This window comes from Streptomyces sp. NPDC002888 (assembly GCF_042888465.1).
Classification (GTDB): domain Bacteria; phylum Actinomycetota; class Actinomycetes; order Streptomycetales; family Streptomycetaceae; genus Streptomyces.
On sequence record NZ_JBIAPU010000029.1, the window covers coordinates 81,258 to 106,088 of the forward strand.

Here is a 24,831-nt window from a genome sequence, read left to right on the forward strand (position 1 = left end):
TTCCGTTGCTTCTCCTCACGTGTCGAGTTCCAGGGCGGACGGATCCGTGTGCGCGGCGCCGGACAGGCTCGCCTCGGTCAGGGCCACCATGCGACGGCTCACGGCGAAGGCCAGGAACGTCGCGCAGCAGCCGCTGAGCACTCCCAGCACGAATCCGGCGGACCAGCCGAAGCGGCCGATCAACGCCCCGGCCAGCTGCGATCCCACCGCTCCGCCTGTGGTGGTGGCGGTCAGCACCCAGGTGAAGGCTTCGGAGACGGTGCCTGGCAGAGCGGCCGAGCCGACCAGGTCGTAGAGGATGGCGGTCAACGGGGCGATCGAGGAGCCCTGGATCGCCATGGCCACCGCCATCGACCAGAAGTCCCAGGCCGCCAAGGGTGCCGCGCCGGCCAGGGTGAAGGCGGCGCAAGCAACGGGCAGTTGACGGCCTTTCGGGGTCGTGCCGGGCCGACTGCCGTACCACAGACCGCCGATTGCCCCGCCGACGCCCGAGGCGCCGAACAGGAGCCCCACGTCGCCCGCCGAGCCGTTGTCCTCGACGAAGGCCGCGAGCGCCAGGTTGAGCACCCCGAGACACAGGGCGGACAGGGCGAGCAGCACCAGCAGGATCAGCAGGGGACGTGAGCGCAGGGCGCCCAGCAGATCGCGTCGCGCCATGGGCTCGGGCACCCACTGGCGGGAGGCTCGCGTGGTGGCCAGACCGAGGCCGCCGAAGCCGGACAGGACTCCGCCCACCACGGCGGCAGTGCCGGAGTCGCCCAGCGCCATCAGCACGCTGAGCAGCAACGGGCCGCCGATGACGAAGAGTTCGGCGAAGACGGACTCCAGTGAGTACGCGGTGGAGCGTTCGTCCCTGCTCAGTGGAAGGGTGCTCCACAGCGCCCGGATCACCTGGCTGACCGGGGGGATCGTGCCGCCGGCCACGAAGGCCAGCGCCAGCAGCACGAGTCTCGGGCCGGACGCCGCGTACACCGCTCCCGCGAGTGCCACGGGATGTACGACGGCTGTCAGGACGAGCATCGGCGGCTGGCCGTGCCGGTCGATACGGCGGGCGATCACGGGACCGAGCGTGGCCGTGCCCACGGTGTAGGCGGCGAGCACGAGTCCGGCCGACGCATAGCTCAGACCCTCGTCCAGCAGGTGAAGAGTCAGCGCCAGACTCACGAGATACAGCGGCAGCCGGCCGATCAGGCCCCAGAGCACAGGCCCCTGCACGAGGCGGTGGCGCAGCAGATCGGTGAACCGGGAAACGCCAGAGGACACGTCTCTTCCTTCGAGGGGCGGGATGCGGCAGGGGTGCGGTCGGGCTACAGCGCGGCCAGCGTGGCTGCCACTTCCTTGGCCGCCTGGGCCTGGCCGGTCCCGTCCAGCTCCGGGGCCAGGGGCAGACAGAGCGTGCGCCCGAGCCGGTGGCTGGTGGCCCGGAAGCCGTCACGGCTGCGGGGCCGGTAGCGGTCCGAGCCGTCGTCGAGGTTCCACGGGAACCCGTCGGCGTAGACGGACGCACGGTCCCGCACCACGGGATGCTCGGGCAGGAAGTACTTGTCCAGCGTCCAGCACGGCAGGCCACGGTCGGTCAGCGCGGTCAGCGCGCGGTCCCGCAGCTCGCGGGACTCCAGCTCGATCCGGACGCTCACCTTCACGTCCCCGTCGGTACGGGACACCTGGCGGATGTCCGGACGGTCGGGCAGCTCCGTGGAAAGCATCCGGTGATGCCGCTCCAGGCTCGCCAGGATTTCGTCGAGGTGCCGGAACTGCTGGAGCTGGACCGCGGCCACTGCCTCGTTGGCGCAGAAGTTCTCACCGTAGAAGGCGCCTTCGCGCCAGACCGGGTACTTGCCGTGCTCCCGGTCGGATCCGTGGTCGTGGTACGAGCGCAGCAGTTCCCAGTCGTCCGGGTCCCGGACGACGACGAGTCCGCCCTCGCCCGAGGTGAGCACCTTCGCGTGGTGGAAACTGAAGGTTCCCGCGTATCCGGCCGTTCCGGCGTGCCGGCCGTCGGCGTGCCGACCGCCCATGGCCTGGGCGGTGTCCTCGATCAGGTAGGGAATGCCTTGCGGGAGGGGCCCGACCATGCCTTCCATGTGGGCGACGATCACACGCTGCGCGTCCGCGGGCAGCAGCGTCGGGTCCAGGGCGCACCGCTCGTCCACGTCCACCGGCACCGGCACGAGGCCGCAGGAGAGCACGGCGCCGGCGACGGCGACGAAGGTGACCGCCGGTATGTACACGGGATCCCCTGCGGAGGGGCGGGTGCCCATGAGGGCGAGGCGCAGTGCCTCGGTTCCGTTGTGCACGGCCAGTGCCCTGGTGGCGCCCAGCCGCTCCTGGACCAGTTGCTCCAACCGGCTGGAGACGCTGATGTCGGAAGAGATGTACCTGAAGAGCGCCTTGTCCTCGACGGCGCCGCGAAGCTCCGGCATCTCCTCCCACTGCAGGTAGTTCGCTCCGTAAGGCAGTCTGCGCAGCATGGTGGCTCCAACAATCGGTGCGGGGCGCCGCGTTGCCGCGGCACGTCGGCTGATCCGGGTCACATGGGGGCGAGCAGCAGCTGACGGACTTTGCGGGCGATGCGCTGTGCCCCGCGCCGGTCGTCGCCGACGGCCTGTTGACCGGTGTCGGCCCAGTGCGCCAGTTCGTCCGGCGCGTCGAGGGCGCGGCGCAGTGCTTCGGCCTCGTCCGTCCGGCGGGCGCGGTCGCCGCTGAGCATGGTCAAGGGAGCGCCCGCGGAGTCGAGCACGGCCGCGGCCTGCTGCTGGTGGGCGCCGAGCGGGGGCAGCAGGGCGAGCGGAATCCGCGCCGTCTGGGCCAGTGTCACACTCGTCAGGGCCGGCGAGGAGACCAGCAGGGAGGCATCGGAGAGTGCCCGTTCGGCCGCCGGATCTTGGTCCTGGTACACGGTGGCCCCCGGCACCAGCGCGGTGACCTCTTCGGTGGCCTGCGCGCTCCCCGGGCCGCACAGGTGCACGGCGAAGACCGGGAAGTCGGCGGCTTCCGCCAGCGCGTCCGCTGCCGTGCGCAGGAGACGGGAGCTGTCCGCCGTGCCCCCGGCCTCCGGCACGGCAAGGCGGATCAGGGCCCCGCGGCCGCTCCCGGCCCGGACCGCACGGGGCGGCGCGACCGTCCCGGCCTGGTGGACGCCCGGGTGCCGTGCGCCTGGCAGCCAGCCGGGCCGGTGCAGGCTGCGGATGCGGGCGGCGGGCCAGCCCTTCGCGGGCGGAACCCCGGTACTGGACACGAAGACCACCGGAGTGCTGGCCCGTTCGGTGTGCTCCGCGAGGTGGGTGTCGTCGCAGATGACCGCGACACGGGCCGGTGCGCCCGGCGACTCGGCGCCGGGGCTGCCTGGCGCCTGGCCGGGCACCAGCTCGACTTCGGTCAGATGAGCGCAGATCCAGCCGAGTACGGTCTGCGATTCGGGATCGTCCGGCAAGGCGGCCGCCAGGACCGTCAGGCCCGTCTGTACGGAGCTGAGCCGTGTCCCCATGGGTCAGTAGCTCCATTCCGGGACGGCGCCGAGCCGGGCGAGGTCGTCGCTGTACCCGGCGGCAGTGGCGGAGCAGCCGTTGCACATGGTGGGGCCGTTCGTCTTGAAGGCGTCGGCGTGCTCGCGGAAGACGGGACCGGCCAGTTCCACCTTGCCGGAGGCGTTGTGCAGCGGGGCGCCCCCGGGGCCCAAGTCGTCTTCCGCGTGCGGGAGGCAACTGCAGGAGAAGGCGCGGCCGTTCTTGCCGTCGAGGTAGATGACGTCGTCGGTCACCAGGCACAGCGGCCCGGAGGGCCGGGGCGTGATCGATTCCTCGAAGTAGAGCCTCTGTTCCTCGGGGGTGTCACCGTAGAACCGCTTTCCCAGCGGGACCAGCGTTGTCTCCGGGTCGGCTCGGTAGAGGGGCTCGCACGCCGCCAGGACGTCGGCGGGATCCGGGTAGCGGATGTCCCGGCCGAGTTTGATGGCCGACAGCTCCCACTGCTGGACGCCCGCCTCGGTGAGCACGCCCTGCAGCTCGTGCATCTGCCCGTAATTGTGCGGGCCGACGACGGTGTTGACCCGGGGGACGATTCCCAGTGCGCCGGCCCGCCGCAGGCCCTCCAAGCCGGCTGCGAACATTCCTGGGGAACGGCGGTACACGTCGTGGGTTTCTCCCGAGGATCCGTCGATGCTCACGATCACCTGGGCGAGCCCGGACTCGGCGAGCCGGTCCACGAAGCGCGGCAGGAACATGCCGTTGGTGATGAGGGACATCTTCATCCCGTGCTCGGCGCCCATGCGCACGAGTTCGACGATCTCGCGGTGCATCAGTGGCTCACCGCCGGTGAACCGCACGTATCCCACTCCGGCCGAGACCGCTTCCGGAAGCAACTCGGCGAAATCCTCGGGCGAGAACCGGTACGTGTCACGGGACAGGGCGTACTCGCACATGAAGCAGTCGGCATTGCACGCTTCAAGGATGCGAATGAACAGGTACTTGTTCCGGGTGTTCGTCATGGGTCCCCACATTTCAAGCAGCAGCGGTCGCGGGCACGCGGGACAGGATCTCTGCCGCGACTCGCTCGGCGCCGCCGAAGTCCTGGGCGATGCGAGCGAAGGACGGGGCACCGTTCGCCAGCAGGTCGAGCCCCTTGTCGATGCCGGTGGTCAGCTCGCGCGTCACGACGTGGCGCAGGTGCCCGGCGCGGGCGGCGGCGATGCGCGCGCGCATGCGCTCGACGGCGTACTCCTCGCCCTGGCGGTGCCAGGCGTCGATGCTCGCGCGCGTGAGCACCCGGTCCGGCCAGGAGGTACGCAGCCGCGCGGAGCAGGCGTGCTCGACCAGGTCTGCGTTGAGCACCTGGCTGAGGTTCTGCGGCGGCAGCAGCACCGCGTTCCTGTCGACCGCCGCGATCTCCAGCAGGGTGGTCAGCCCCGGTGACGTCACGATCCATCCGGCTCTCAGCAGAAGGTCGACGAAGTCGTCGTGGGCGCACCTGCGGGCTTCCACGGTCATCGCGCCGGGCGAGGGCAGCTCGGTATCCGGCGGCAGGTTCCCGGTGATCACCACCCGTTCGACTCCCACCCTCGACACGGCGTCGAGTGCGGGCTTCAGGACCAGCCGCTGATACGAGTCGTCGGTGCTGCCGGTGAACGGGGAGTGCAGCCCGCCGAGGTTGAGGACGGCGAGGCCGGCGTCCCGGCCGACCGCGCCGCTCTCGGCCCGTAGCGCCGCCCGTGCCAGACCGGCGGAGTCGGGGACGATGGGCGGGACCCACGTCAGGTTCCTCACCCGGCCCATGGCGGTCTTGGCGGCGGGCGGCAGGGGCAGCGTGCGCTGGGCGCAGTACAGCTCGACGTCGACGGGCAAGGGGTCGTGCTCGGTCCACAGGAACGGGAGGCTGTCGACGTAGACCACAGGGCAGCCGGCGCCTTGCAATGCTGTGGCCAGTTCCGGGTCCAGGATCACCAGCGCCAGGTCCGGCGCCAGTTCGGAGACCAGCGCGTCCACCGTAGCCGCGTCCGAGGCGTCGACGGTCCGCCAGCGTGTGATGCCGAGGCCGGCCAGGACGGGCCGCCCCAGCTCGGTGCCGATTCCGGTGACCTCCAGGTCCGCTCGGGAGCTGAGCGCCCGGAGCACGCTGGAGAGTTTGCCGGCGCTCCCCCACCCGAAGTTCACTCCCGAAGCGAGGATCCGCAGCGGACGCGAGCCTGCGCGCGCCTGCTGGTCAGACATGGTCGATGGGCTGCTGGGCTGCCTCGTAGCCGTACGGGAGCAAGGTCTTCGGATAGCCGGCGACCGGCTCGGTCACCCGTGGAGTCCGCTGGGCCGAAGCCGCCTTCTCCACGGCCGTCAGAATGTCGGCGAGATTGTCCTCGGTCAGCTCCTGCGGGAGACGGCAGCGCGTCGTACTGGTGACTTCGCCGATACCGGCCACCAGGGCCGGAACGGACTCGCCTTCCTGGAGCAGAACGATCGGAACCCCCAGTGCCGACGCCCAGCCGACCTCGACCATCACGCCGGGGGACGGCGGCTCGCTGACAATGACGCACAGCACATCCGCGTTCGACACGGCGAGGAAGTCCGCGGGTGTGCAGACTTCGGGCGCGAGCCAGCCCCTGCCCCACTGTTCGTTCTGATGCGCGTTGAATACCGCGTGCCCTCGGTCGATGAATGCCTGTCGAAGTGTCTGAAGGTAGTTCTTACGGCCGGGATTCAGCTCTCCGGTAGACCAGTCCATCCACTGTGTGTATGGGGCAGCGAGAAAGACATGCGACATATGCCTGAACACCTCGGTCCATTTCTGCCGGCGTTCGCGGAGTGATCAGAACATCCCCTGACACGTGTCATGGACAAGGGGATCATGCGAGCATGACCTTGCAGGACAGAACATGAAGGGAGAAAAAATGTGTAAGAATATACACGAAATGGACAAGGCGGGCATGGTCGAACTCTGTGACCGGGGACTGAAGGCCTACGAATCCGCGATCTACGAGGGGAGTATCTCCGGGGACATTCCCCGGTGCTTACTGGAGCTGGACCTGCTCCGCCCCGCCCCCGAATCAGCCGAAAATTTTCTTGCCGTCTCTCCGGACGTCGCCTACGCCAAGACGGCGCGCCCCATCGAACGCAGGATAAAGAATCATCAAGAAGCTTTAGCGGATGCCCTGCTCGCTATTGACGGGATACGCCCCATCTACGACAAGGCGCATCGACAACGCCTGGCACCGGTGGAGCCCCTGGACGACCCGGCCGTGATCGCCTCCGTCCTGGAGCAGGAGGTCCAGTCCTGCCGGGAGGAGCTGCTCACCGCCCAGCCCGGCGGCGGACGGTCACCCCAGATGCTCGAGCAGGCGCTGCGGCGGGACCAGGAGCTGAACGAACGGGGCGTCTCGCAGCGAACGCTGTACGGGCACACCGCACGGAATCATGGCCCCACGATGGCGTACATAGAGCGTGTGACCGAGGCAGGCGGACAGGTCAGGACGCTGGACGAGGTGTTCGACCGTGTCATCATCTGCGACCGGCGGATCGCGTTCGTTCCGGGCGAGGGCGACCGCAGCACCTCGGCGCTCACGGTGCAGCACCCGGGCCTGGTGAACTACCTGGCCACCATGTTCGAGTACATGTGGGCTCGGGGCCGGCCCGTCGACCCCAAGGCCGTGTCCCAGCGGTCGCCACGCATCAGCAACGAGACACGCACAGCGGTCCTCCGGCTCATGGTGGACGGTTTCACGGATGAGGCCATCGCCAAACGACTGGGCATGAGCGTCCGTACGGTGGCCACGCACATCAAGAAGACCGCGGACGCACTGGGCAGCCGCAGTCGGCCCCAACTCGCCTATCTCATCGGCATGACCGGCCTGCTGTCCGGCCCGGGCAACTCCGCGTCCCCGGCGGATGTACGGAAACCGCTGTGACGGCGTAGACCCTCGGGGGCCCGCCGCGCAAGCGGGCCCCGCACTCCCGCGCTCACCGGCGGCGGGCCACCCGGCCCTCGTCCCATACCGGTTCCGCCGTCTCGCGGACGTGTCCGTCCGCGCTGAAGAGCAGATAGCGGTCGAAACTCCTCGCGAACCACCGGTCGTGCGTGACCGCCAGGACGGTGCCCTCGTAGGCACTCAGCCCTGCCTGCAGCGCCTCCGCACTTTCGAGGTCCAGGTTGTCCGTGGGCTCGTCGAGGAACAGCGCCGTGGTGCCCTGGAGTTCGAGGAGCAGAATCTGGAAGCGCGCCTGCTGCCCGCCGGACAGCCGGTCGAAAGGCTGCTCGCCCTGCCCGCTGAGCTCGTAGCGGCGCAGCGCGGAGGTTGCGGCGCCGCGGTCGAGCGCGTGTTCCTTCCAGAGGATGTCGAGCAGCTTACGGCCCATCAGTTCCGGGTGGGCGTGCGTTTGTGCGAAGTGTCCGGGCACGACACGCGCGCCCAGCTTCCACTCCCCGGAGTGCTCGACGCCCTCCCCTGCGAGCAGCCGCAGGAAATGGGACTTCCCGGAGCCATTGGCGCCCAGTACGGCAACTCGCTCGCTGTAGAAGATCTCCAGGTCGAAGGGTTTCATCAGGTCGGTCAGCAACAGGTTCCGGCAGGTGATGGCACGGACGCCGGTACGTCCGCCACCCAGCCGCATCGTGATCTTCTGCGGCCGCGGGGGTTGCATCGGCGGCCCGGCCTCCTCGAACTTCCTCAGCCGGGTCTGCGCCGCGTGGTAACGCGACGCCATCACGTCGCTGCGCGCGGCGTACTGCTGCATGTCCAGCACCAGCCGCTTCAGCTGCGCGTGCTTCTCGTGCCAGCGCCGGCGCAGCTCTTCGAACCGTTCGAAGCGCTGCTCACGCGCTTCGTGATACGTCGCGAATCCGCCGCCGTGCACCCAGACGTCGCTTCCCCCGGGAGCCGGCTCCACACTGACGATCTTCTCCGCGGAGCGTGCCAGCAACTCCCGGTCGTGGCTGACGAACAGCACCGTCTTGCGGGTCTCCCGCAACCGCTCCTCCAGCCAGCGCTTGCCCGGCACGTCCAGGAAGTTGTCGGGCTCGTCGAGCAGCAGCACTTCCTCGGGTCCACGCAACAGAGCCTCAAGACACAGACGCTTCTGCTCACCGCCCGACAGGGTGCGCACCTCACGCCAGCGCGCTCGTTCATAGGGGACACCGAGCGCCGCGGTGGTGCACATGTCCCACAGGTTCTCCGCCTCGTAGCCGCGGGCTTCGGCCCAGTCGCTCAGCGCCTGCGCGTAACTGAGCTGTGCCGACTCGTCGTCCCGCTCCATCAGCCGGAGCTCCGCCGCGTCCACGGCCGCGGCGGCCTCCCGTAAGCGTGCCTGCGACACCGACAGGAGCAGGTCCCGAACGGTGTGCTCGTCCGAGACACTCCCGATGAACTGCGGCATCACCCCGAGACCACCGCTGACGGTCACAGTGCCCCCGTGGGGCTTCAACTCCCCGGCGATCAACCGTTGCAGAGTGGTCTTACCGGCGCCGTTGGCACCGACGAGCGCGACGACGGCACCCTCGGCAACCTTGAACGAAGCGTCCCCGAAGAGTATTCGCCCGTCGGACAGGTAGTACTCAAGGTGTGCTACTTCCACATGCCCCATAGGCGGCGTTTCTCGCTCTCATGAGTTCCAGGCGCAGATACCCGTGTCCCGGCTGGAGATCGCGGTCTCGCGGGTTAAAATCGCGCGGCAACGCGTGCGGCCACTTTTGATCACCGTACACGGCGGTACCGGTCCCCCGTATGCACGTTCACCGCCCACCACGGGTATGCGTACGGCAGGTCACCTCCCGGGAGGCATTGCCGCGCCTTCCACGCGTCGCGCACAGCGGTCTGGGGGCCGCGCCGAGGACGCCGTGGCCACGCGCCGCGCCCGGCACCGTGCGTCGGGCTACGTTCACTGACCGGAGGATCAGTTGCCGAGCGGAGAACCACCTGCGCGGCGTACTCGGTGCCCGCACGACCGATCGCGTCGGCGACCCGGCCCCGGCGACCGGAACAGTCCCGGGCCGAACCGCCCGCCCTCTGGCCCGTCCTGCCCCCGCGCGGGCCCTGCCACGGGGCATGCCCCGCGTCAGCACTCGCAGGCCCGCACCGGGCCACCACGGAACAGGAAATATGGAAGCCAAGTCGAACGGGCTGGCCCGTCGTCTCGCCGCCCTGCTCACGCGCCGTCACGTCGCGGGCCCCGCCTGGTGGAGCGTGGTCTCCCGGCTGCCGGTCTATCTGATGTCCCTCGCCATGGTGCTCGTCGTGCGTGAGCAGGGCGGCAGTTACGCGCAGGCCGGTCTGGTCTCGGGGCTCTACACCGTAGGCATGGCGCTGGGCAGCCCGCTCATCGCGCGCTGGGCCGACCGGCGGGGGCAACGGACCGTGCTGCTGGCGACCGGTGTCCTCTACCCGACGGCACTGGCCGCACTGGTGTGGACGACCGGACCGGGCGACTGGGCGCAGCCACTGCTGGCTGTGCTCGCCGGTGTCGTGCTGCCCCCGGCGAACGCCTGCATGCGGTCGTTGTGGGCACGCCTGCGGCTCCGGGACGACGAGCGGGACACCGCCTACCTGTGGGAAGCGCTGCTCACCGAAGTGCTGGTGATCGGGGCGCCATTGATGCTGGCGGCGCTGATGCTGACGGGCTCCGCCGGGAGGGCGCTGACCATGGTCGCGGCGATCGGCGGTGTCGGCGCGATCGGGCTGGCCTTCGTCCGGGTGCCGGAGGACGAGGACACGGACGGCGCGGCAGGAGCCGAGGCAGCCGGCGATGCGGATGACGAGACCAGCCGGGGCAGCCTGCTGGGCCCACTGCGGTCGCAGCCGATGCTCGCGCTGGCCGGCGTCATGGTGCTCGGCGCCGTTCCCATCGGGCTGATGACGCTGGCCATTCCCGCCTTCGTCGACGCACACGGTTCGCGGGGCAGCACCGGCCTGGTGTATGCCTGCTGGGGCGTGGGCAGTGCCGTGGGCGCCCTGTGGCTGGGCCACTCCCAGTCGCAGGTCGCCGTGCATCTGCGCTTCCCGCGCCTGGTGCTCGCCTTCGCCCTCGGCACGGCCCTGCCGCTGCTCGCGACGACCCCTCTGGCACTGGGGCTCGCGCTGGCGGTGGGCAGCGTGCCCATCGCGCTCATGGCCGCGAGCGAGATGACCCTGGTCAGTACGGTGGCGGACGGCCGGTCCCTGACCGAGGCGTTCACCTGGGCGTCCGTGGCCACCGTCGTGGGCGACGCGCTCGGTCAGCAGGCGGGCGGCCTGCTCATGGAACCGGCCGGTCCGCGCGGCGTCTTCGCCGCCGCCTTCGGCATGGCGCTGGTCGCCGCCCTCGTCGCCTTCGCCTGCCGCGGCCTGCTGGGCCGTAAGGCCGCGGTGCCCGCGCCCGCCGAAGCGGGAGGCCGGTGACTGGACTCGGCTCGGACCGGGCCGTTTCGGACGGACACGCCGGTGCGGTGCGCCGCCGCTGGCGCAGCGCGCCGTCGGGGAGGCCGGAGCGTGCGGTACGGGAGCCATCGTGACCCGCTTCTGCACGCGATTCACGAGACGCGCCGCCTCAGTTCTCGCAAATATGGCCATAAGACATGTGTTATTTGGTCATGCACACACGTACGCGGCGCACCTTGCTCGGTGCCTCGATCGCGGTCGCCGGCTCGGGAGTCCTGGCCGCCTGTTCCGGGTCCGGCTCGCACTCCGGGCCCGGCCCCCGCTCCGCGTCCGGTTCGCACTCCGGAACCGGCACTCACCCGGCAGCCGGGGGCCGCAGCGGCAGCAGTTTCGTACCCAAGGGCCCCACGGGATACGTGAACCCGTCCGACACCAAGGTCGACGCCACCGAGAGAGAACGCGGGTCCGGCCCTCTCCGCAGGTTCACGTTGACCGCCACCGAGACGTCCCTCGACCTGGGCGGGCGGACCGTCAGGTCATGGGCGTACGGTGACACGCTGCCCGGCAAGGAGGTCCGGGTCACCGCGGGTGACATTCTCCATCTCACGCTCGCCAACCACCTGCCCGTCGCGACGACGCTGCATTCGCACGGTGTCCGTCTGCGCTGCGACATGGACGGCGTACCGGGCCTGACCCAGAATTCCATCAAGCCGGGCGCGGACTTCATCTACCGCTTCGCCGTGTCGCACCCGGGCACGTACTGGCTGCATTCACACTCGGGAATGCAGCTCGACCGCGGTCTGTACGCCCCGCTGATCGTCGAGGACCCCAAGGAGCCGTTGTCCTACGACAAGGAGTGGGTCGTCGTCCTGGACGACTGGGTGGACGGCGTGGACGGCTCCACCCCGGACGCCGTGCTCGCGCAGTTGCGCCACGGCAAGGGCGGCGTGCCGATGGACATGGGTGAGGGCACCGCACACGACGGTTCCAGCCACGACATGTCCACCCGCGCGCACGCATCGGCCTCGGGCAAGCGCGACCCCTCTCGCGTCCTGCGGAACTCGCACAGCCGCGTGCTGCACAGCGAGGGCGGCCATGTCGACTACCCGTACTACCTGGTCAACGGCCGCCTGCCGGACACCCCTTCCGTGTTCCGGGCCCGCCCTGGGGACCGGATCCGGCTGCGGATCATCAACGCCGGGGGCGACACGGCCTTCCGGGTGGCACTGGGCGGCCACAAGATGACGGTGACGCACACGGACGGCTACCCGGTCGAGCACAAGCAGACGGACGCACTGCTGCTGGGCATGGCCGAACGCTACGACGTGCTGATCACCGCCAAGGACGGGATGTTCCCGCTGGTCGCGCTCGCCGAGGGCAAGAACGCCAGGGCCCTGGCAGTACTGCGCACCAGCAGCGGAAGCCTCCCCGGACGCTCCGTGCATCCTGAGGAGCTCGATGGCCGGATCGTGCCGGCCAGACGGCTCGTTCCGGACGAATCCGTGGCCCTGGGAGAGGACGACCCCGACCGCGAGCTGCGCTTCAAGCTGACCGGCAGCATGAGGAAATTCAACTGGAGCTTCGACCGCAGGCCCTACTCCATCGAACAGCGCCACCCTGTCCGAGAGGGGGAAAGGGTCCGCCTGACCCTCATCAACGCCACCGACATGTGGCACCCCATGCATCTGCACGGCCACACCTTCGCGCTCACCGGCATCGACGCGGCCGGAGCCCGCAAGGACACCGCCCTGGTACTGCCGCACCGCAAACTCGTCGTCGACTTCTACGCCGACAACCCGGGCCTGTGGATGCTCCACTGCCACAACCAGTACCACTCCGAGTCCGGCATGATGACCGTCCTCGGCTACCGGAAATGACTCCATACGAGCAGATCAGCTGCCTCCTCGACGATCTTCCCGCCGCTGACCTGGGCTGGCGGCCCGGCCCCTTCCACCGCGTCGTGGAAGCCCTTCCGGCCCTCTTCCTGCCCCCACCTCGAGGAGCCCATACTCGTGCCCGAGCAGCAGATACTCGTCCTCGACCCCACCGGATTCGACCGCCACGGCGAACACAAGGCCTTACGCGCCCAAGGCTCGGCGGCACGGGTCGACATCCTCGGCGTCCAGGCGTGGGCCGTCACCGACCCGGCCCTCCTCAAGCACCTGCTGACCAGCCCCGACGTGTCCAAGGACGGCCGCGCCCACTGGCCCGCCTTCGCCGAGACGGTCGGCCGCTGGCCGCTCGCGCTCTGGATCGCGGTGGAGAGCATGTTCACCGCCTACGGTCCCGACCACCGGCGCCTGCGCCGCATGGTCGCCCCCGCCTTCAGCGCCCGGCGCATCGCCACCCTGAAGGACGCCGTCGACCGCGTGGTGACCACCCTCCTTGACCGACTGGCCGCGCTGCCCGGACAGGAACCGGTGGACCTGCGCGAGCACCTGGCCTACCCGCTGCCCATCGCGGTGATCGGCCACATGATGGGCGTACCCGAGAGCCGGCGCGACGGGTTCCGACGGGTCGTCGACGGCGTCTTCGACACCACGCTCACCCCCACCGAGACCCAGGCCAACGCCGCCGCCCTGTACGAGCAGCTGGACCAGCTCATCGACGCCAAGCGCCGCGACCCCGGCGACGACATGACGTCCCTGCTGATCGCCGCACGGGACGACGAGACCGACGGCACCGGCATGACGCACTCGGAGCTGCGCGACACGCTGCTGCTCATGGTCAGTGCCGGATACGAGACCACCGTCAACGTCATCGACCAGAGCATCTACACCCTGCTCACGCGCCCCGACCAGCTGGACCTGGTACGCACCGGGGCAATCGGCTGGAACGACGTCGTCGAAGAGACCCTGCGCCACGAGCCGGCCGTCAAGCATCTCCCCCTGCGCTACGCCGTCAACGACATCCCTCTGCCCGACGGGCAGACGATCGCCCGCGGCGAAGCCCTCCTCGCCTCCTACGCGGCCGCCAACCGCCACCCCGACTGGCACGGCGACAACGCCGACACCTTCGACGCCGCTCGCTCCCTCAAGGAGCACCTGGCCTTCGGCCACGGCGTCCACTACTGCCTCGGCGCACCCCTGGCCCGCCTCGAAGTCGCCACCGCCCTGGAGGGCCTCTTCGACCGCTTCCCCCACATCCGGCTCGCCGTGCCCGACTCAGAGCTGCGCCCAGTGCCCTCCCTCATCAGCAACGGCCACCAGACCCTTCCCGTACATCTCCAACCCCGTTAGCCGGCCGGTTTCGTGCCGTGCGGGAAGCGCCAGGGGGTGTTCTACGACCTGGAGGTGGACACGACGCATACCGAGTCCCGGCTGGGTGGTGGGGCCGGGTGACAGCACACCGACAGCTGTGATTTACCCACAGCACACGTCGAACAGGTTTAGATCTCGACACAGTCTGAACAGCCCGGGCCGTCGGCCCGTACCTGTGCACAGATCATGAACCTCCCCGGAAGGGAACGTCTGCAATGACCAGCGCATCGTTCAAGCCCGCATCGGGACCTGCCCGTCGAACCGTGGTGGCGGCGGCCGGAGCCGCGGGACTCACCGCAGCGCTGACCGCGTGCGGAAGCTCTGACGACAGCTCCTCCAGCTCGACCGACACGTCCTCCTCCGCCGGTTCGGCGGGTTCGACCGGCTCGACCGGCGGCACCGACGCGGGCAGCAGCCCGAGCGCTGCGGCATCGAGCGGCGCGGGCGGCGGAACGGCGCTCACGACGACCGCCGAGATCCCCGAGGGTGGCGGCAAGGTCTTCGCGGACCAGAAGGTGGTCGTCGTGCAGCCCACGGCCGGCGAGTTCAAGGCGTTCTCGGCCGTCTGCACCCACCAGGGCTGTGCGGTGAAGAGCATCGCCGACGGAGTGATCAACTGCCCCTGCCACAACACCAACTTCTCCGTCACCGACGGCAGCGTGAAGAGCGGCCCCGCGAAGAAGCCGCTGCCCCCCGTCCAGATCACCGTGAGCGGGGACCAGATCACCCTCGCCTGACACCACCGCGCTGCCGCTCGAAGCAGGCCAGCACCTCGTCCGTGGTCGCGACCGTGGCGACCAACGCGAGGGTGTGGCGGATCATCGCGGGGGTGTACTCGGAGGGCACCCCCGCGATGGCGTCCGCGGGCACGACGGCGGTGTATCCGCGGTTCACCGCGTCGAAGACGGCATTGGGGATCGCCACGTTGGCGGAGACGCCGGTGACGATCAGCGTACGGCAGCCCACATTGCGCAGCAGCGCGTCGACGTCGGTGCCCGCGAGGGGCGACAGGCCGTGCAGCCTTCGTACGACGAAGTCCTCCTCGGCGACCTCGATCGGGGCCGCCACGCGTACCGCCGTGGTTCCGGCCAGCTGCTGGACGGGCAGCCGTTCCGCCGCGCGGAAGAGCCGTGCGTTGCGGCCGGCGCCGCGGCCGTCGGGACGGCGTTCGGCGATGGCGTGGATCACCTGGATCCCGCTGTCGTGCGCGGCCGCCACCAGTCGGGCGACATTGGTGAGGGCACCCGACGCACGCGCCTCGCGGGCCAGTTCGGGCAGGGCGCTGTCGGGGCCGACGACGCCCTGCTGGCACTCGACGGTGAGCAGGGCCGTGGTCGCCTGGTCGAGGAGTTCACCGAGCTGTTCGTACGAGGGCATGATTCCCCCTGGTCGCCTGCGGTGTGGGGCGGGTGAGCGTAGTCACCATTGCATGTTGAGGGAAGACGACCCATCCTTTTCTGACGTGATGTCAGAGGATCTCCTCTGGCACGACGTGGGAGAAGGAAGAGGGGGCCGCATGACCGCCACTCAGCGCCGGGGCCGCAAGATCATGATGACACCGGGTGAGCTGGACGATTTCCTGACCACCCAGCGCACCTGCCGGGTGGCCACCGTCTCGGCCGACGGTGCCCCGCACGTGAGCACCTTGTGGTACGCGTGGGACGGCGTCTCGCTGTGGCTGTACTCGGTGGTGCGCAGCAAGCGCTGGACCGACCTGCGCCGCGACCCCAGAGTCGCGATCGTGGTCGACACGGGCGAGGAGTACGACGAACTTCAGGGCGTCGAGCTGTCAGGGACCGTGGACTTCGTGGGCGAGCACCCGCGTATCGGGGAGCTGTGCGCGGAACTCGACGTTCCGGAGACGCTGTTCGCGCGCAAGAACTTCAACCTGGAGGAGATGCCGCACGACGGCCGGCACGCGTGGATACGGCTGACGCCGGAGAAGGTCGTCTCGTGGGACTTCCGCAAGCTGGGCGGGGCGTAGCCGGTCGGGGCGTAACGGCCACTCAGCCGACCTGTCGTGCCGCCGTCTGAAGGGACTCGACCGCCGCGCGGATCGAGGGGCGGCGGTCGGCTTCGGCCCGCCAGACGACGTACACATGGCGGCGCACGTGCTGGCGGAGCGGGACGGTGACCACTCCGGGGGGCGTCGGATGGCGGCCGAGCAGCGGGGCGATGCACACACCGAGCCCGGCGGCCACCAGCTGCAACTGGGTGTGCGTCTCGCCCGCGCGGTGGCCGATGATCGGCTCGACGCCCCGGGAGCGCAGGGTGAACATCAGCCACTCGTGGCAGAACTCGCCCTCGCCCCAGGTGATCCACTCGTCCTCGGCGAACTCCGCGAGGTCCACCTCGTCGCGGTCGGCGAGCGGATGCCCGGCCGGCATCGCCACGTCGGCGGGGTCGTCCAGGAGGGACGCCTTCACCAGGCCGTCGGGCAGCGCCATCGGCTTGTTGTACCAGTCGAGGACGACGGCCAGGTCCAGGTCACCGCGGACGACGGCGGCGATGCCGTCCTCCGGCTCCAGCTCGCAGGAACGCACCCGCAATGCGGGGTGATCCACGCGCAGCCCGGCCAGCGCGGCGGGGAACAGTCCGCGTGCGGCGGTCGGGAACGCCGAGAGTCTGAGCTCGCCGACGACCTGGCCGCGCTGTTCCTCCAGGTCGGACTGGGCGAGCTGCACCTGCGACAGGATGCGCCCCGCGTGCTCCGCGAGCAGCCGGCCCGCGTCCGTCAGCCGCACGCCTCGTCCGTGCTTGGCGAGGAGCTGCTGCCCGACCTCCCGCTCCAGCTTGGCCAACTGCTGCGACACGGCCGACGTCGTGATGTGCAGCCCCGCGGCCGCACCACTGACGGAGCCGTGCCGGGCGAGGGCGTCGAGGGTGCGCAGACGTTCGAGGTTCAGCATGGTCCCGATGCTACGCAACACGTAAGCATTGCTACGAGATACAGCGTGCGAAATCTCGATTGTGCTACGCGATCCGCTCCAGCATCGTTGGCTGCATGACCACCGCCACCACTCCCACCGCCCGGGCCCGTACCACCACCGTCCCTCCCCGCCGCACCCTCGACTGGCGCCTGCGCTTCGGAGCCCTGTCGCTGATCTGGGGCTTCAGCTTCCTCCTGATCAAGGTCGGCACCCAGGCCTACGCGCCCTTCCAGGTCACCCTCGGCCGTCTCGTGTTCGGCACGGCGGTGCTGGCGGCCGTGCTGGTGGCGAAGCGGGAGCGGCTTCCGCGCGGTGCGCGGACCTGGGCGCATCTGACGGTCGCCGCCCTCCTGCTCAACGCGCTGCCGTTCTCCCTGTTCGCGTACGCGGAGCTGACGATCCCGTCCACGCTCGCGGGCATCTGCAACGCGACCTCACCGCTGTGGGGCATGGCCCTGTCCCTGGTGGCCCTCTCCGAGGACCGGCCCACGCGCCTGCGGGTCGCCGGGCTCGGCCTCGGGTTCCTCGGCGTGCTGACGGTGCTCGGTGCCTGGCAGGGCTTCAACGGTCTGGACGTCACGGGCACCGCGATGGCCCTGCTGGCCTCGCTCAGCTACCCGATCGGCTGGATCTACGTCCGCCGCACGCTTGCCGGGTCCCGCGAGTCGCACCTGTCCTTGACGGGCGCGCAGTTGCTGCTGGCCGCACTCCAACTGGCGGTGGTCACGCCGCTGTTCACCACCCTGCCCACGAGTTTCCCCGTCGTCCCCCTGCTGGCGGTCGCGGCACTGGGCGCGCTCGGCACCGGCCTCGCCGTCCTCCTCCAGTACGGCCTGGTCTCCGAGGTCGGACCGACCACGGCCCAGATGGTCACGTACTTCACCCCGGTCATCGCCACGGCCGCGGGCGTCGCGATCCTCGGCGAGTCGCTGAGCTGGTCGACGCCGGTCGGCGCGGTGATCGTGCTGGCGGGCGCGGCGCTGACGCAGGCCCGCGCCCGGCGCTGAGCGGCCCAGACGTAGTACCGGCCTGGACGCTCAGACATATCGGCGCACCGGCGCCGGGCCCACCGCCGCGGCGACCGTGTCCGCCAGGAGCTCGATCTCGTCCGCGGTCAGGGTCGAGACGGTGATCCGGACGCCGGGCGGTGCGCTCATCCGGAAGCGGGCGCCGGGGGCGACCGCCCAGCCGGCGTGCAGCAGGCGGGCGACGGCGCCGGTCTCGTCCCGGACGGGCACCCAGACGTTCATGCCGCTGCGCCCGTGCGCCACGATCCCCCGCCGGGCCAGCGCCTCGATGAGCCCGTCACGGCGCCGGCCGTACGAGCGCGCCACGGCCCGCGCGTCCACCGCCCCGTCGGCCCACAATCGCAGCACCGCTCGCTGGGTGATCCAGCTCAACCAGCCCGGCCCGAGCCGCTGGCGTCCACCGACGCGGTCGAGCGTGACGGCGTCTCCGGTGAGGACGGCGAGCCGCAGGTCGGGCCCGTACGCCTTGGCGACCGAACGCACGAAGGCCCAGTGGTGCGTGACACCCGCGAGGGGATGCAGCGGCAGGTCGACGATTCCGTGGCCGTGGTCGTCCTCGACCAGCAGGGTCGCGGGGTACTGCTCGAGCACGGAACGCAGGGCACGCGCGCGTGGGGCGCTCACCGCGGCGCCGGTGGGGTTCTGCGCCCGGTCGGTGACGATCAGGGCGCGCGCTCCGTCCGCCAGGGCGCGGCGCACGTCCTCGGGAAGCGGTCCGTCGTCGTCGAGGCCGACGGGGACCGTGCGCAGCCCGAGCGCCGGCACGAGGTCCACCAGGCTGCCCCATCCGGGGTCCTCGACGGCGACGGTGTCCCCGGGCCTGAGGTGTGCGGTGAGGACCCGCTCGACGGCGTCCAGCGCGCCGGAGGTGACGGCCACCGGCCCCGCCGGCACCCCGTCGGCGTCCAGCTCGGCCCGGGCGGCGCGGGCCAGCTCGGGCTCCACGGGGGCGTCTCCGTAGAGGACCGGCCGCCGGTCGCTCTGTGCGGCGGCCGCGGCGAACGCCGGGGCCAGCGGCGGCAGCAGCGCCGGATCCGGGTTGCCGCTCGCCACGTCACGCACGCCCTCCGGCACGTCCAGCCGGATGAACTCACGGCTCGTCGTGGCCGGCGCAGACCGCACCCGGCTGCCTCGCCGCCCGGCGGTCTCGATGACCCCGCGCTCCCGCAACGTGCGATACGCGGCCGCGACGGTGTTGGGATTCACCCCGAGCCGGTCAGCCAACTCACGCATGGGTGGCAGCAGTTGGCCGGGATTCAGCTCACCCGCCCCCACCGCGCTCTCGATGCTCGCGGAAATCTCTGCTGCGCGCCGACCTTTGATCGGATAGTCTCCTAGCACAAAGCCAATTATGCACTAGTGCAATGGAGAGCGCCATGCAGGGGACCCCGGAGGCAGAGCCGGAGACGACGACACCCGCCGCCTACACCCCGTCCGACCGCACCGTCCCCACCCGCTCCCCCGACCGGGCGTCGTACGACAAGGAGTTGGTGCACGCGATCCTCGACGAGGGCCACGTCTGCCACCTCGGCTTCGTCCGCGACGGCGCGCCGGTCGTGCTGCCGACGCTGTACGGCCGGGTCGGCGAGCGGCTGTACGTGCACGGCTCGACGGGTTCACGCCCGCTGCGCATGACCGGCCAGGCCGACCCCGGCCTTCCGGTGTGCCTCACCGTCACCCATGTCGACGCGCTGATCCTGGCCCGCTCCGCCTTCCACCACTCGATGAACTACCGCTCGGTCGTGGTACACGGCACGGCTTACGACGTGACGGACCCCGAGGAGAAGCGGGCGGCGCTGGACGCCCTGGTCGACCACGTCGTACCGGGGCGTGCCGCGGACTCCCGGCCCGCCAACAAGAAGGAGCTGGCTGCGACCGCGGTGATCCGCCTCGACCTGAACGAGGTCTCCGCCAAGATGCGCACGGGCGGGGTGAACGACGAGCCCGAGGACCTCGCCCTCCCCCACTGGGCCGGCGTGGTCCCGCTGAACAAGGGCTACGGCACCCCGGTGGCCGACCCCGAACTGGCACCGGGGACGGAGGTGCCCGCCTACCTGACGGCCCCGTGACGCGGGTCCGGGAGCGGATTATCCCCGGTGTCCATGAGGCCGTTGCCCGGGCGGATCTCCATGAGGCCGCCTCCCGAGCGAACCTCCTGAGACCACCCTCCCGGGCGGATCTCCATGAGGGCGCCTCCTGAACGAACCTTCTGATACCACTCTCCCGAGCGGATCTCTATGAGGCCGTCTCCCGGGCGGACGCCTCCCGTTCCGGGCCGCCCGTCGCCACCGGGTCCGCGGATGCCTTCGCGGGCGTCGACGACTGGGCGATGAACGCTCCGGCCAGGACCAGCACCCCGCCCGCGACCTGGGGGGCCGAGAGGTGTTCGCCGAGGAGGATCCAGGCCAGGACGGTCGCGACGACCGCCTCCAGGAAGGCGACGACGCCCGCGACCTGCGGGGAGAGCCGGCGGACGGCGACCACGCCGGTGACGAAGGCGATGACCGTGGCGACGAGCACGACCCAGGCGAGGAGCAGCCAGGCGGGGACCGAGACGCCGCTCACGTCCGCGGAGTGCGCGAGTACGGACCCGTCCATGGCCCAGGGGCGCACGGTGACGGTCAGCAGGACGGCGCCGACGAGCAGCCCGTAGGCGACGATGCCAAGGGGGTCGGGGGTGTCTTCGCCCAAGTCGCTGCCCTGGTCGGACAGGATGAAGTAGCCGGCCTGGCAGCCGGCGGCGCCGAGCGCGAGGAGGAGTCCGAAGGCGTCGAAGCGCAGCCCCGACCAGACCTCGACGACGCAGGCGAGCCCGCCGACGGCGAGGACCACACCGAGCGCCGCGGCCCGCGTCACCGGCCTGCGCTGCACGAATCGCACCCAGAGCAGAACGAGGGCGGGCCCGAGGTACTCGACGAGCAGCGCGACACCGACGGGAATGCGGGAGATCGCGGCGAAGTAGCAGGCCTGGACACTGGCCGCGGCGATCCCGAACGCCAGCAGCAGCGCGGGCCGACGGCGCACGAGCGCGCGGTGCCGCACAGCGACCGGCAGCATCACCAGGGCGGCGCCCGTCACCCGCAGCCACACCACGTGCAGCGGGTCGAGTCCCGCCTCGATCAGCGGCTTGGCCGCGATACCGGATCCCCCGAAGGCGAAAGCCGATGCGACCGCGAGACCGAGTCCGACACCCTTGCCGCGGCCGGCCTGACTGCTCCCAGACGTATGCACGGTACGCATGATGACAGCCGACGACATGAGCGTCACCCTCAATGACACCTGTCTCACCGGGTGGACGGCACCTCAGTGCCCCGATTCGCCGCCCGCGGCGTACTCCTGGGGCCGGCGCTCGATGCGGGCGGACAGCCGGCGGGCGTCGACTCCGGCTCGCGCCAGCACCTCGACGGCCCGTGCCTGCGGATCCGCGACGAGGGCCGCGAGCAGGTCGAGGCCACCCACGGGCGCGTCACCGCGGTGCGCGGCGCGGGTGCGGGCGTCCGCCAGCGCGGCGGCGGCCAGCGGCGAGAAGCCTTCGACCTCGGTCACGACGGGTACGCCGCCGGAGTCCTCGACGCTGCCCTGCCAGCGCAGGCCGTAGCCGATGCTGCGCTGCACGAGGTAACCGAGGAGCCGGGCGATCTGCGCACCGTCGTCGTCGATGACGGCGCGCGTCTCGGGGTCGTACTCCAGGAGCGAGTGGAGCAGATGAGCGGTGTCGATCTGCCGGTCCCCGTCCCGGACGGCACGTCGGCGGGCGGCACCGAGCACCGCCGCCAGCTCATCACCGAGCCCGGTACCGAAGTCCGCGCCGCGAGGGCCCTGGTCACCGGGGCCCAGGTCATCGGGGCCCTGGTCACCGGGGCCCTGGGGGCGAAGGCCGTGGTCGTGGGCCGACTGCCGGGGGATACGGGGTTGCACACCCCCCACCTCATCAGTCCCGGCAGGTGCGGGGCATCCCCGGTGGGAAGCATTTTCCCGTCCGACGGGAAGTGGACAACGCCCGGCGGCATCTCCTCCTTACGGAGGAGATCAGGATGTTCTGACGGTTCATCAGTATTGAATGTTGCGGGGTCTGCGGCTACGTTCCGCGACACCGTAGCCCGTCACGAAGAGGTGGTCGCATGGCCGAAGTCAGCGCGGAGGCACGCATCGGGGCACCGGCCGAGAAGGTCTGGACGCAGCTCACGGACTGGCCGGCGTACGGGGAGTGGAACGCGACGCACACGAGCTTCCCCCAGGGAGGTCCCGAGGCCCTCGAACTGGGCGCGACCTTCCAGGAGAACATGAAGCTGATGGGCTTCCCGGCCGAGGTCGACTGGACCGTCGAGGAGCTGGAGCCGGCCCGGGTGCTCGCCATCCGGGGCAAGGGCCCGATGGCGGTGACCGTCGCGACGCGCTACACGCTGACCCCCGACGGCGACGCCACGACGGTGCGTATCGACGGCGAGTTCACGGGCGCGGCCGTGTCGCTCATGGCGGGCAAACTGAAGGACTCGGCAACGGCGGCGCTCAACGAGTCGCTGCGCAAGCTGGGCGGGCTGGTGGCCTGAGAACCTGGGCGGCCCGGCGGCCCGAAGGCCGGGCGCATGAAGGCGCCCCGCGGAGGTCTCCGCGGGGCGCCTGCCACGACCACCGGGTGGTCAGTCCTCGTCGGCGAGGATCAGGTACAGCTTCTTGCGGGCTTCGTTGATCACGGCCAGCGCCTTCTCGCGCTGCTCCTTGCTGCCGGTCTTCCAGACCTGACCGAAGGCCTCCATCAGACCGAACCCGGCCTGCCGGATCTCACCGAGGGCCTCCCAGTCGACCCCGCGCCCGGCCTCTTCCCAGGGCGCGTCGGGACCCTCGTCGGCCGCGGCGCGGCCCGCCTCGGTGAGGGAGAACAGCTTCTTGCCGCCCTCACTCTCACTGGTGATCAGCCCCTCGTCCTCCAGCAGTTGGAGGGTGGGGTACACCGAGCCGGGACTGGGCTTCCACGCCCCGCCGCTGCGCTCGGCGATCTCCTGGATCATCTCGTAACCGTGCATCGGCCGGTCCCTCAACAGGGCCAGGATCGACGCCCGCACATCTCCACGCCGCGCCCTTCCCCTGGGCCCGCCGCGCCCTCGCCCGCCCCAGGGTCCGCCCGGGCCGAAGCCCGGCCCTCCAGGACCGAAGGGCCCGGGACCGCCCGGCCCGAAGGGCCCGAAAGCGGCACGGCGCCCGTCGAAGCCGCCCCGGCCGCGCCGGGAGGGGCCACCCTCTCCGTGTCCACGCTCGAATCCGTGGCTGCGCATCGCCATCACTCCATTCCATCGTTGATCTGTCGCGATACCTCAACGATATATCGGAATAGCTCGCGTGACAAGCACCGGAAATATGCGCACTTTGTCCTGTCTCACTCAATCGAGTCGTTTTCTCAGCGACCGAGTCGTTCGAGCGGGCGTCCTCCGGCACACACTGCGTACCGCGCCCTGCGCCCAGTGCGGCACTGTTGTCGGACGCAACCGCCCCTTCCGCTGGTGCTCCGAACCTTGCAGGCAGGCCTCCTTTGCGGAGCGCTGGTCGAGGAACCAGTGCGGGCAGTGCGGGCAGTGCGGGCAGCAGCAAAAGGCAGACCCGGCTCGCGAGGGTGAGAACACGCCGGTGTGGTGCTCGCACTTCTGCCGCGCTGTCGCCGATCGCGAACGCCTCAGAACGTGTCCGGCTTCCGGTCCTTCACAAGAACACGGGGCCTGATGCCTCGGCAGCAGCCGCTTCCCCGGGCCGTCTCACCGTTCCACGACGAGACCGTGGCTTCCTTCCTCAGCCGACTCGCCAGCGCAAACCATCTTCCCGCCGACCAGCTGCTGCCTCTCCTGGAAATCCGCCGCACCAAGAAGACGCCCGTCAGCACGCTCCTGGAGGCCCTCGCCAGTGCGGTCGGCGTCCCCAGCAGGACCTTGAAACTGGCTCTCCCCGAATTCCTCGATCCAGACGCCACGGACAGTTCCGGCACCATCGGCCGCCCGCGAAGCACCTTGCATACTGCCATCCAGCGTCCCGCCTGCCGCCGCTGCACCAGCGCCGCGGGCATCACTTCACCCGTGACCTGCTGGACCACCCACGACCGCAACGTCTGTGTTCGTCATCGCCTCTGGATCGGCGACGGCGTCACCCGCATCGACGAGCAAGTCGACATCTCCAGGCTCCCCGACACGTTGAAGGCCCAACGGCGCCATCGGAACTTGATTACCCGTCATGGCCGTCGCCGGGTCCGCAACGCCTACCACAATGCACGCAAGATCTACTTCAGCTGGATGCAGGAGACCGCCGATCCATTCGAGTTGCTCGACACAGCCCGCCGCATCCTCCCCGATGGCGCAGGGCAACCACCTTCCAGCGAGCTGACCTTCTCCATGGTCTTTCACCCCCAAGTCGTGGCACTCACCGGACTTCTGGCGGGCCAGCAGTGGGAACGTCACGCCGTCTCCACCGGCCACGTCATCTGGCTTGTCGAGCAGATCACAGCCCGGAACATCCTCCTCGGCTACGTCCCCAAAGAGCGCTCAGACCCCCTGATCCAGTGGGTTGAGCAGTACTTCTCCCTCCACAAGTTCATTGCTTTCCACCGCAGCAAACGAATCGATGACGCGTTCTTCCCGCGCGAGACCATCCCTCGACCACGCGCTCCCCGGGACACCGATCCCGAGACACGACGGAGCCTTGTTGCCCCCTACCTGCTCTACTGAGCCCCACCGGGCCAGCGCCGGCTGTTCCGTCTCAGCCGATCTGATCCCCGTCTCAAATGATCTGGCCCGATTCGC

General features: G+C 70.2%; 23 protein-coding genes. 10 read left to right on the forward strand and 13 right to left on the reverse strand.

Annotated features, from left to right (window positions below; translation table 11 throughout):
- Window positions 1-15: 15 nt before the first annotated feature.
- Genes ACFYWX_RS36375 through ACFYWX_RS36400 form a run of 6 tightly spaced genes read right to left on the reverse strand, consistent with a single transcriptional unit; the run spans window position 16 to window position 6,249 of the window.
- Window positions 16-1,263, reverse strand: a complete 1,248-nt coding sequence (locus ACFYWX_RS36375; RefSeq protein WP_389429122.1) for an MFS transporter — start codon at window positions 1,261-1,263, stop codon at window positions 16-18.
- A gap of 44 nt (window positions 1,264-1,307) precedes the next feature.
- Entirely contained in the window at window positions 1,308-2,471 is a 1,164-nt protein-coding gene (locus ACFYWX_RS36380; protein WP_389429123.1) for a DegT/DnrJ/EryC1/StrS family aminotransferase, read from the reverse strand.
- 59 nt (window positions 2,472-2,530) lie between these two features.
- Window positions 2,531-3,487 carry a CGA synthase-related protein gene (blsF, locus tag ACFYWX_RS36385; RefSeq protein ID WP_389429124.1) on the reverse strand — a complete coding sequence of 319 codons (957 nt, stop codon included), beginning with the start codon at window positions 3,485-3,487 and terminating at the stop codon, window positions 2,531-2,533.
- A 3-nt stretch (window positions 3,488-3,490) separates the two neighbouring features.
- A complete protein-coding gene (gene blsE, locus ACFYWX_RS36390) occupies window positions 3,491-4,486 on the reverse strand; it encodes a cytosylglucuronate decarboxylase (RefSeq protein WP_389429125.1) in 996 nt (331 codons plus the stop codon).
- A gap of 13 nt (window positions 4,487-4,499) precedes the next feature.
- Complete coding sequence (locus ACFYWX_RS36395) at window positions 4,500-5,705, reverse strand: hydroxymethylcytosylglucuronate/cytosylglucuronate synthase (RefSeq protein WP_389429126.1); 1,206 nt, start codon at window positions 5,703-5,705, stop codon at window positions 4,500-4,502.
- The gene (locus ACFYWX_RS36400) at window positions 5,698-6,249 is read right to left on the reverse strand and encodes a hypothetical protein (RefSeq protein WP_389429127.1); all 552 of its coding nucleotides are present in this window, start codon (window positions 6,247-6,249) and stop codon (window positions 5,698-5,700) included. Before ACFYWX_RS36400 ends, ACFYWX_RS36395 begins: the two co-directional genes overlap by 8 nt.
- 163 nt (window positions 6,250-6,412) lie before the next feature.
- Between ACFYWX_RS36400 and ACFYWX_RS36405 the strand changes: the two genes are divergently transcribed.
- Window positions 6,413-7,390: a LuxR C-terminal-related transcriptional regulator gene (locus tag ACFYWX_RS36405; RefSeq protein WP_389429128.1), complete on the forward strand. Its 978-nt coding sequence runs from the start codon at window positions 6,413-6,415 to the stop codon at window positions 7,388-7,390.
- A gap of 52 nt (window positions 7,391-7,442) precedes the next feature.
- On the opposite strand, the gene ACFYWX_RS36410 is transcribed toward ACFYWX_RS36405, so the two are convergent.
- Window positions 7,443-9,062, reverse strand: a complete 1,620-nt coding sequence (locus ACFYWX_RS36410) for an ABC-F family ATP-binding cassette domain-containing protein (protein ID WP_389429129.1) — start codon at window positions 9,060-9,062, stop codon at window positions 7,443-7,445.
- A 515-nt stretch (window positions 9,063-9,577) separates the two neighbouring features.
- Here ACFYWX_RS36410 and ACFYWX_RS36415 point away from each other — a divergent pair.
- The 4 genes from ACFYWX_RS36415 (at window position 9,578) to ACFYWX_RS36430 (ending at window position 14,828) form a co-directional block, all read left to right on the forward strand.
- Window positions 9,578-10,852, forward strand: a complete 1,275-nt coding sequence (locus ACFYWX_RS36415; protein ID WP_389429130.1) for an MFS transporter — start codon at window positions 9,578-9,580, stop codon at window positions 10,850-10,852.
- A 191-nt stretch (window positions 10,853-11,043) separates the two neighbouring features.
- Entirely contained in the window at window positions 11,044-12,708 is a 1,665-nt protein-coding gene (locus tag ACFYWX_RS36420; protein WP_389429131.1) for a multicopper oxidase family protein, read from the forward strand.
- A 135-nt stretch (window positions 12,709-12,843) separates the two neighbouring features.
- Complete coding sequence (locus ACFYWX_RS36425; protein WP_389429132.1) at window positions 12,844-14,070, forward strand: cytochrome P450; 1,227 nt, start codon at window positions 12,844-12,846, stop codon at window positions 14,068-14,070.
- Window positions 14,071-14,306: 236 nt separating this feature from the next.
- Window positions 14,307-14,828 (forward strand): Rieske (2Fe-2S) protein, encoded by a 522-nt coding sequence (locus ACFYWX_RS36430; RefSeq protein ID WP_389429133.1) that lies wholly within the window; start codon window positions 14,307-14,309, stop codon window positions 14,826-14,828.
- On the opposite strand, the gene ACFYWX_RS36435 is transcribed toward ACFYWX_RS36430, so the two are convergent.
- Window positions 14,815-15,468, reverse strand: coding sequence for a cysteine hydrolase (locus tag ACFYWX_RS36435; RefSeq protein ID WP_389429134.1), 654 nt, complete (start codon window positions 15,466-15,468; stop codon window positions 14,815-14,817). The genes ACFYWX_RS36430 and ACFYWX_RS36435 overlap by 14 nt on opposite strands.
- Before the next feature lie 139 nt (window positions 15,469-15,607).
- Between ACFYWX_RS36435 and ACFYWX_RS36440 the strand changes: the two genes are divergently transcribed.
- Window positions 15,608-16,075, forward strand: a complete 468-nt coding sequence (locus tag ACFYWX_RS36440) for a pyridoxamine 5'-phosphate oxidase family protein (protein ID WP_389429135.1) — start codon at window positions 15,608-15,610, stop codon at window positions 16,073-16,075.
- Window positions 16,076-16,097: 22 nt separating this feature from the next.
- Here ACFYWX_RS36440 and ACFYWX_RS36445 read toward each other — a convergent pair whose 3' ends face one another.
- Complete coding sequence (locus ACFYWX_RS36445) at window positions 16,098-17,000, reverse strand: LysR family transcriptional regulator (protein WP_389429136.1); 903 nt, start codon at window positions 16,998-17,000, stop codon at window positions 16,098-16,100.
- A 95-nt stretch (window positions 17,001-17,095) separates the two neighbouring features.
- On the opposite strand from ACFYWX_RS36445, the gene ACFYWX_RS36450 reads away from it, so the two are divergent.
- Complete coding sequence (locus ACFYWX_RS36450) at window positions 17,096-18,028, forward strand: DMT family transporter (protein ID WP_389429137.1); 933 nt, start codon at window positions 17,096-17,098, stop codon at window positions 18,026-18,028.
- Window positions 18,029-18,058: 30 nt separating this feature from the next.
- On the opposite strand, the gene ACFYWX_RS36455 is transcribed toward ACFYWX_RS36450, so the two are convergent.
- Window positions 18,059-19,390 (reverse strand): aminotransferase class I/II-fold pyridoxal phosphate-dependent enzyme, encoded by a 1,332-nt coding sequence (locus ACFYWX_RS36455; RefSeq protein WP_389429138.1) that lies wholly within the window; start codon window positions 19,388-19,390, stop codon window positions 18,059-18,061.
- Window positions 19,391-19,425: 35 nt separating this feature from the next.
- On the opposite strand from ACFYWX_RS36455, the gene ACFYWX_RS36460 reads away from it, so the two are divergent.
- Window positions 19,426-20,118, forward strand: coding sequence for a pyridoxamine 5'-phosphate oxidase family protein (locus ACFYWX_RS36460; protein WP_389429139.1), 693 nt, complete (start codon window positions 19,426-19,428; stop codon window positions 20,116-20,118).
- A 166-nt stretch (window positions 20,119-20,284) separates the two neighbouring features.
- On the opposite strand, the gene ACFYWX_RS36465 is transcribed toward ACFYWX_RS36460, so the two are convergent.
- Window positions 20,285-21,289, reverse strand: a complete 1,005-nt coding sequence (locus ACFYWX_RS36465; RefSeq protein WP_389429140.1) for a DMT family transporter — start codon at window positions 21,287-21,289, stop codon at window positions 20,285-20,287.
- 63 nt (window positions 21,290-21,352) lie between these two features.
- Window positions 21,353-21,967, reverse strand: a complete 615-nt coding sequence (locus ACFYWX_RS36470; protein ID WP_389429141.1) for a Clp protease N-terminal domain-containing protein — start codon at window positions 21,965-21,967, stop codon at window positions 21,353-21,355.
- A gap of 203 nt (window positions 21,968-22,170) precedes the next feature.
- Here ACFYWX_RS36470 and ACFYWX_RS36475 point away from each other — a divergent pair, with 203 nt between their 5' ends.
- Window positions 22,171-22,599: an SRPBCC family protein gene (locus ACFYWX_RS36475; RefSeq protein WP_389429142.1), complete on the forward strand. Its 429-nt coding sequence runs from the start codon at window positions 22,171-22,173 to the stop codon at window positions 22,597-22,599.
- A gap of 90 nt (window positions 22,600-22,689) precedes the next feature.
- Here the strand turns inward: ACFYWX_RS36475 and ACFYWX_RS36480 are convergent, their stop codons facing one another.
- Window positions 22,690-23,322, reverse strand: a complete 633-nt coding sequence (locus tag ACFYWX_RS36480; protein WP_389429143.1) for a PadR family transcriptional regulator — start codon at window positions 23,320-23,322, stop codon at window positions 22,690-22,692.
- A 441-nt stretch (window positions 23,323-23,763) separates the two neighbouring features.
- Between ACFYWX_RS36480 and ACFYWX_RS36485 the strand changes: the two genes are divergently transcribed.
- Complete coding sequence (locus ACFYWX_RS36485) at window positions 23,764-24,756, forward strand: TniQ family protein (protein WP_389429144.1); 993 nt, start codon at window positions 23,764-23,766, stop codon at window positions 24,754-24,756.
- Window positions 24,757-24,831: the final 75 nt, after the last annotated feature.

Excerpts from the sequence above, each read along its gene's own strand:
- ACFYWX_RS36380 (WP_389429123.1), bottom strand. The coding sequence starts at position 2,471 with ATGCTGCGCAGACTGCCTTACGGAGCGAACTACCTGCAGTGGGAGGAG.
- blsF (WP_389429124.1), bottom strand. The coding sequence starts at position 3,487 with ATGGGGACACGGCTCAGCTCCGTACAGACGGGCCTGACGGTCCTGGCG.
- blsE (WP_389429125.1), bottom strand. The coding sequence starts at position 4,486 with ATGACGAACACCCGGAACAAGTACCTGTTCATTCGCATCCTTGAAGCG.
- ACFYWX_RS36395 (WP_389429126.1), bottom strand. The coding sequence starts at position 5,705 with ATGTCTGACCAGCAGGCGCGCGCAGGCTCGCGTCCGCTGCGGATCCTC.
- ACFYWX_RS36400 (WP_389429127.1), bottom strand. The coding sequence starts at position 6,249 with ATGTCGCATGTCTTTCTCGCTGCCCCATACACACAGTGGATGGACTGG.
- ACFYWX_RS36405 (WP_389429128.1), top strand. The coding sequence starts at position 6,413 with ATGGTCGAACTCTGTGACCGGGGACTGAAGGCCTACGAATCCGCGATC.
- ACFYWX_RS36410 (WP_389429129.1), bottom strand. The coding sequence starts at position 9,062 with ATGGGGCATGTGGAAGTAGCACACCTTGAGTACTACCTGTCCGACGGG.
- ACFYWX_RS36415 (WP_389429130.1), top strand. The coding sequence starts at position 9,578 with ATGGAAGCCAAGTCGAACGGGCTGGCCCGTCGTCTCGCCGCCCTGCTC.
- ACFYWX_RS36420 (WP_389429131.1), top strand. The coding sequence starts at position 11,044 with ATGCACACACGTACGCGGCGCACCTTGCTCGGTGCCTCGATCGCGGTC.
- ACFYWX_RS36430 (WP_389429133.1), top strand. The coding sequence starts at position 14,307 with ATGACCAGCGCATCGTTCAAGCCCGCATCGGGACCTGCCCGTCGAACC.
- ACFYWX_RS36435 (WP_389429134.1), bottom strand. The coding sequence starts at position 15,468 with ATGCCCTCGTACGAACAGCTCGGTGAACTCCTCGACCAGGCGACCACG.
- ACFYWX_RS36440 (WP_389429135.1), top strand. The coding sequence starts at position 15,608 with ATGACCGCCACTCAGCGCCGGGGCCGCAAGATCATGATGACACCGGGT.
- ACFYWX_RS36445 (WP_389429136.1), bottom strand. The coding sequence starts at position 17,000 with ATGCTGAACCTCGAACGTCTGCGCACCCTCGACGCCCTCGCCCGGCAC.
- ACFYWX_RS36450 (WP_389429137.1), top strand. The coding sequence starts at position 17,096 with ATGACCACCGCCACCACTCCCACCGCCCGGGCCCGTACCACCACCGTC.
- ACFYWX_RS36460 (WP_389429139.1), top strand. The coding sequence starts at position 19,426 with ATGCAGGGGACCCCGGAGGCAGAGCCGGAGACGACGACACCCGCCGCC.
- ACFYWX_RS36465 (WP_389429140.1), bottom strand. The coding sequence starts at position 21,289 with ATGCGTACCGTGCATACGTCTGGGAGCAGTCAGGCCGGCCGCGGCAAG.
- ACFYWX_RS36475 (WP_389429142.1), top strand. The coding sequence starts at position 22,171 with ATGGCCGAAGTCAGCGCGGAGGCACGCATCGGGGCACCGGCCGAGAAG.
- ACFYWX_RS36480 (WP_389429143.1), bottom strand. The coding sequence starts at position 23,322 with ATGCGCAGCCACGGATTCGAGCGTGGACACGGAGAGGGTGGCCCCTCC.
- ACFYWX_RS36485 (WP_389429144.1), top strand. The coding sequence starts at position 23,764 with ATGCCTCGGCAGCAGCCGCTTCCCCGGGCCGTCTCACCGTTCCACGAC.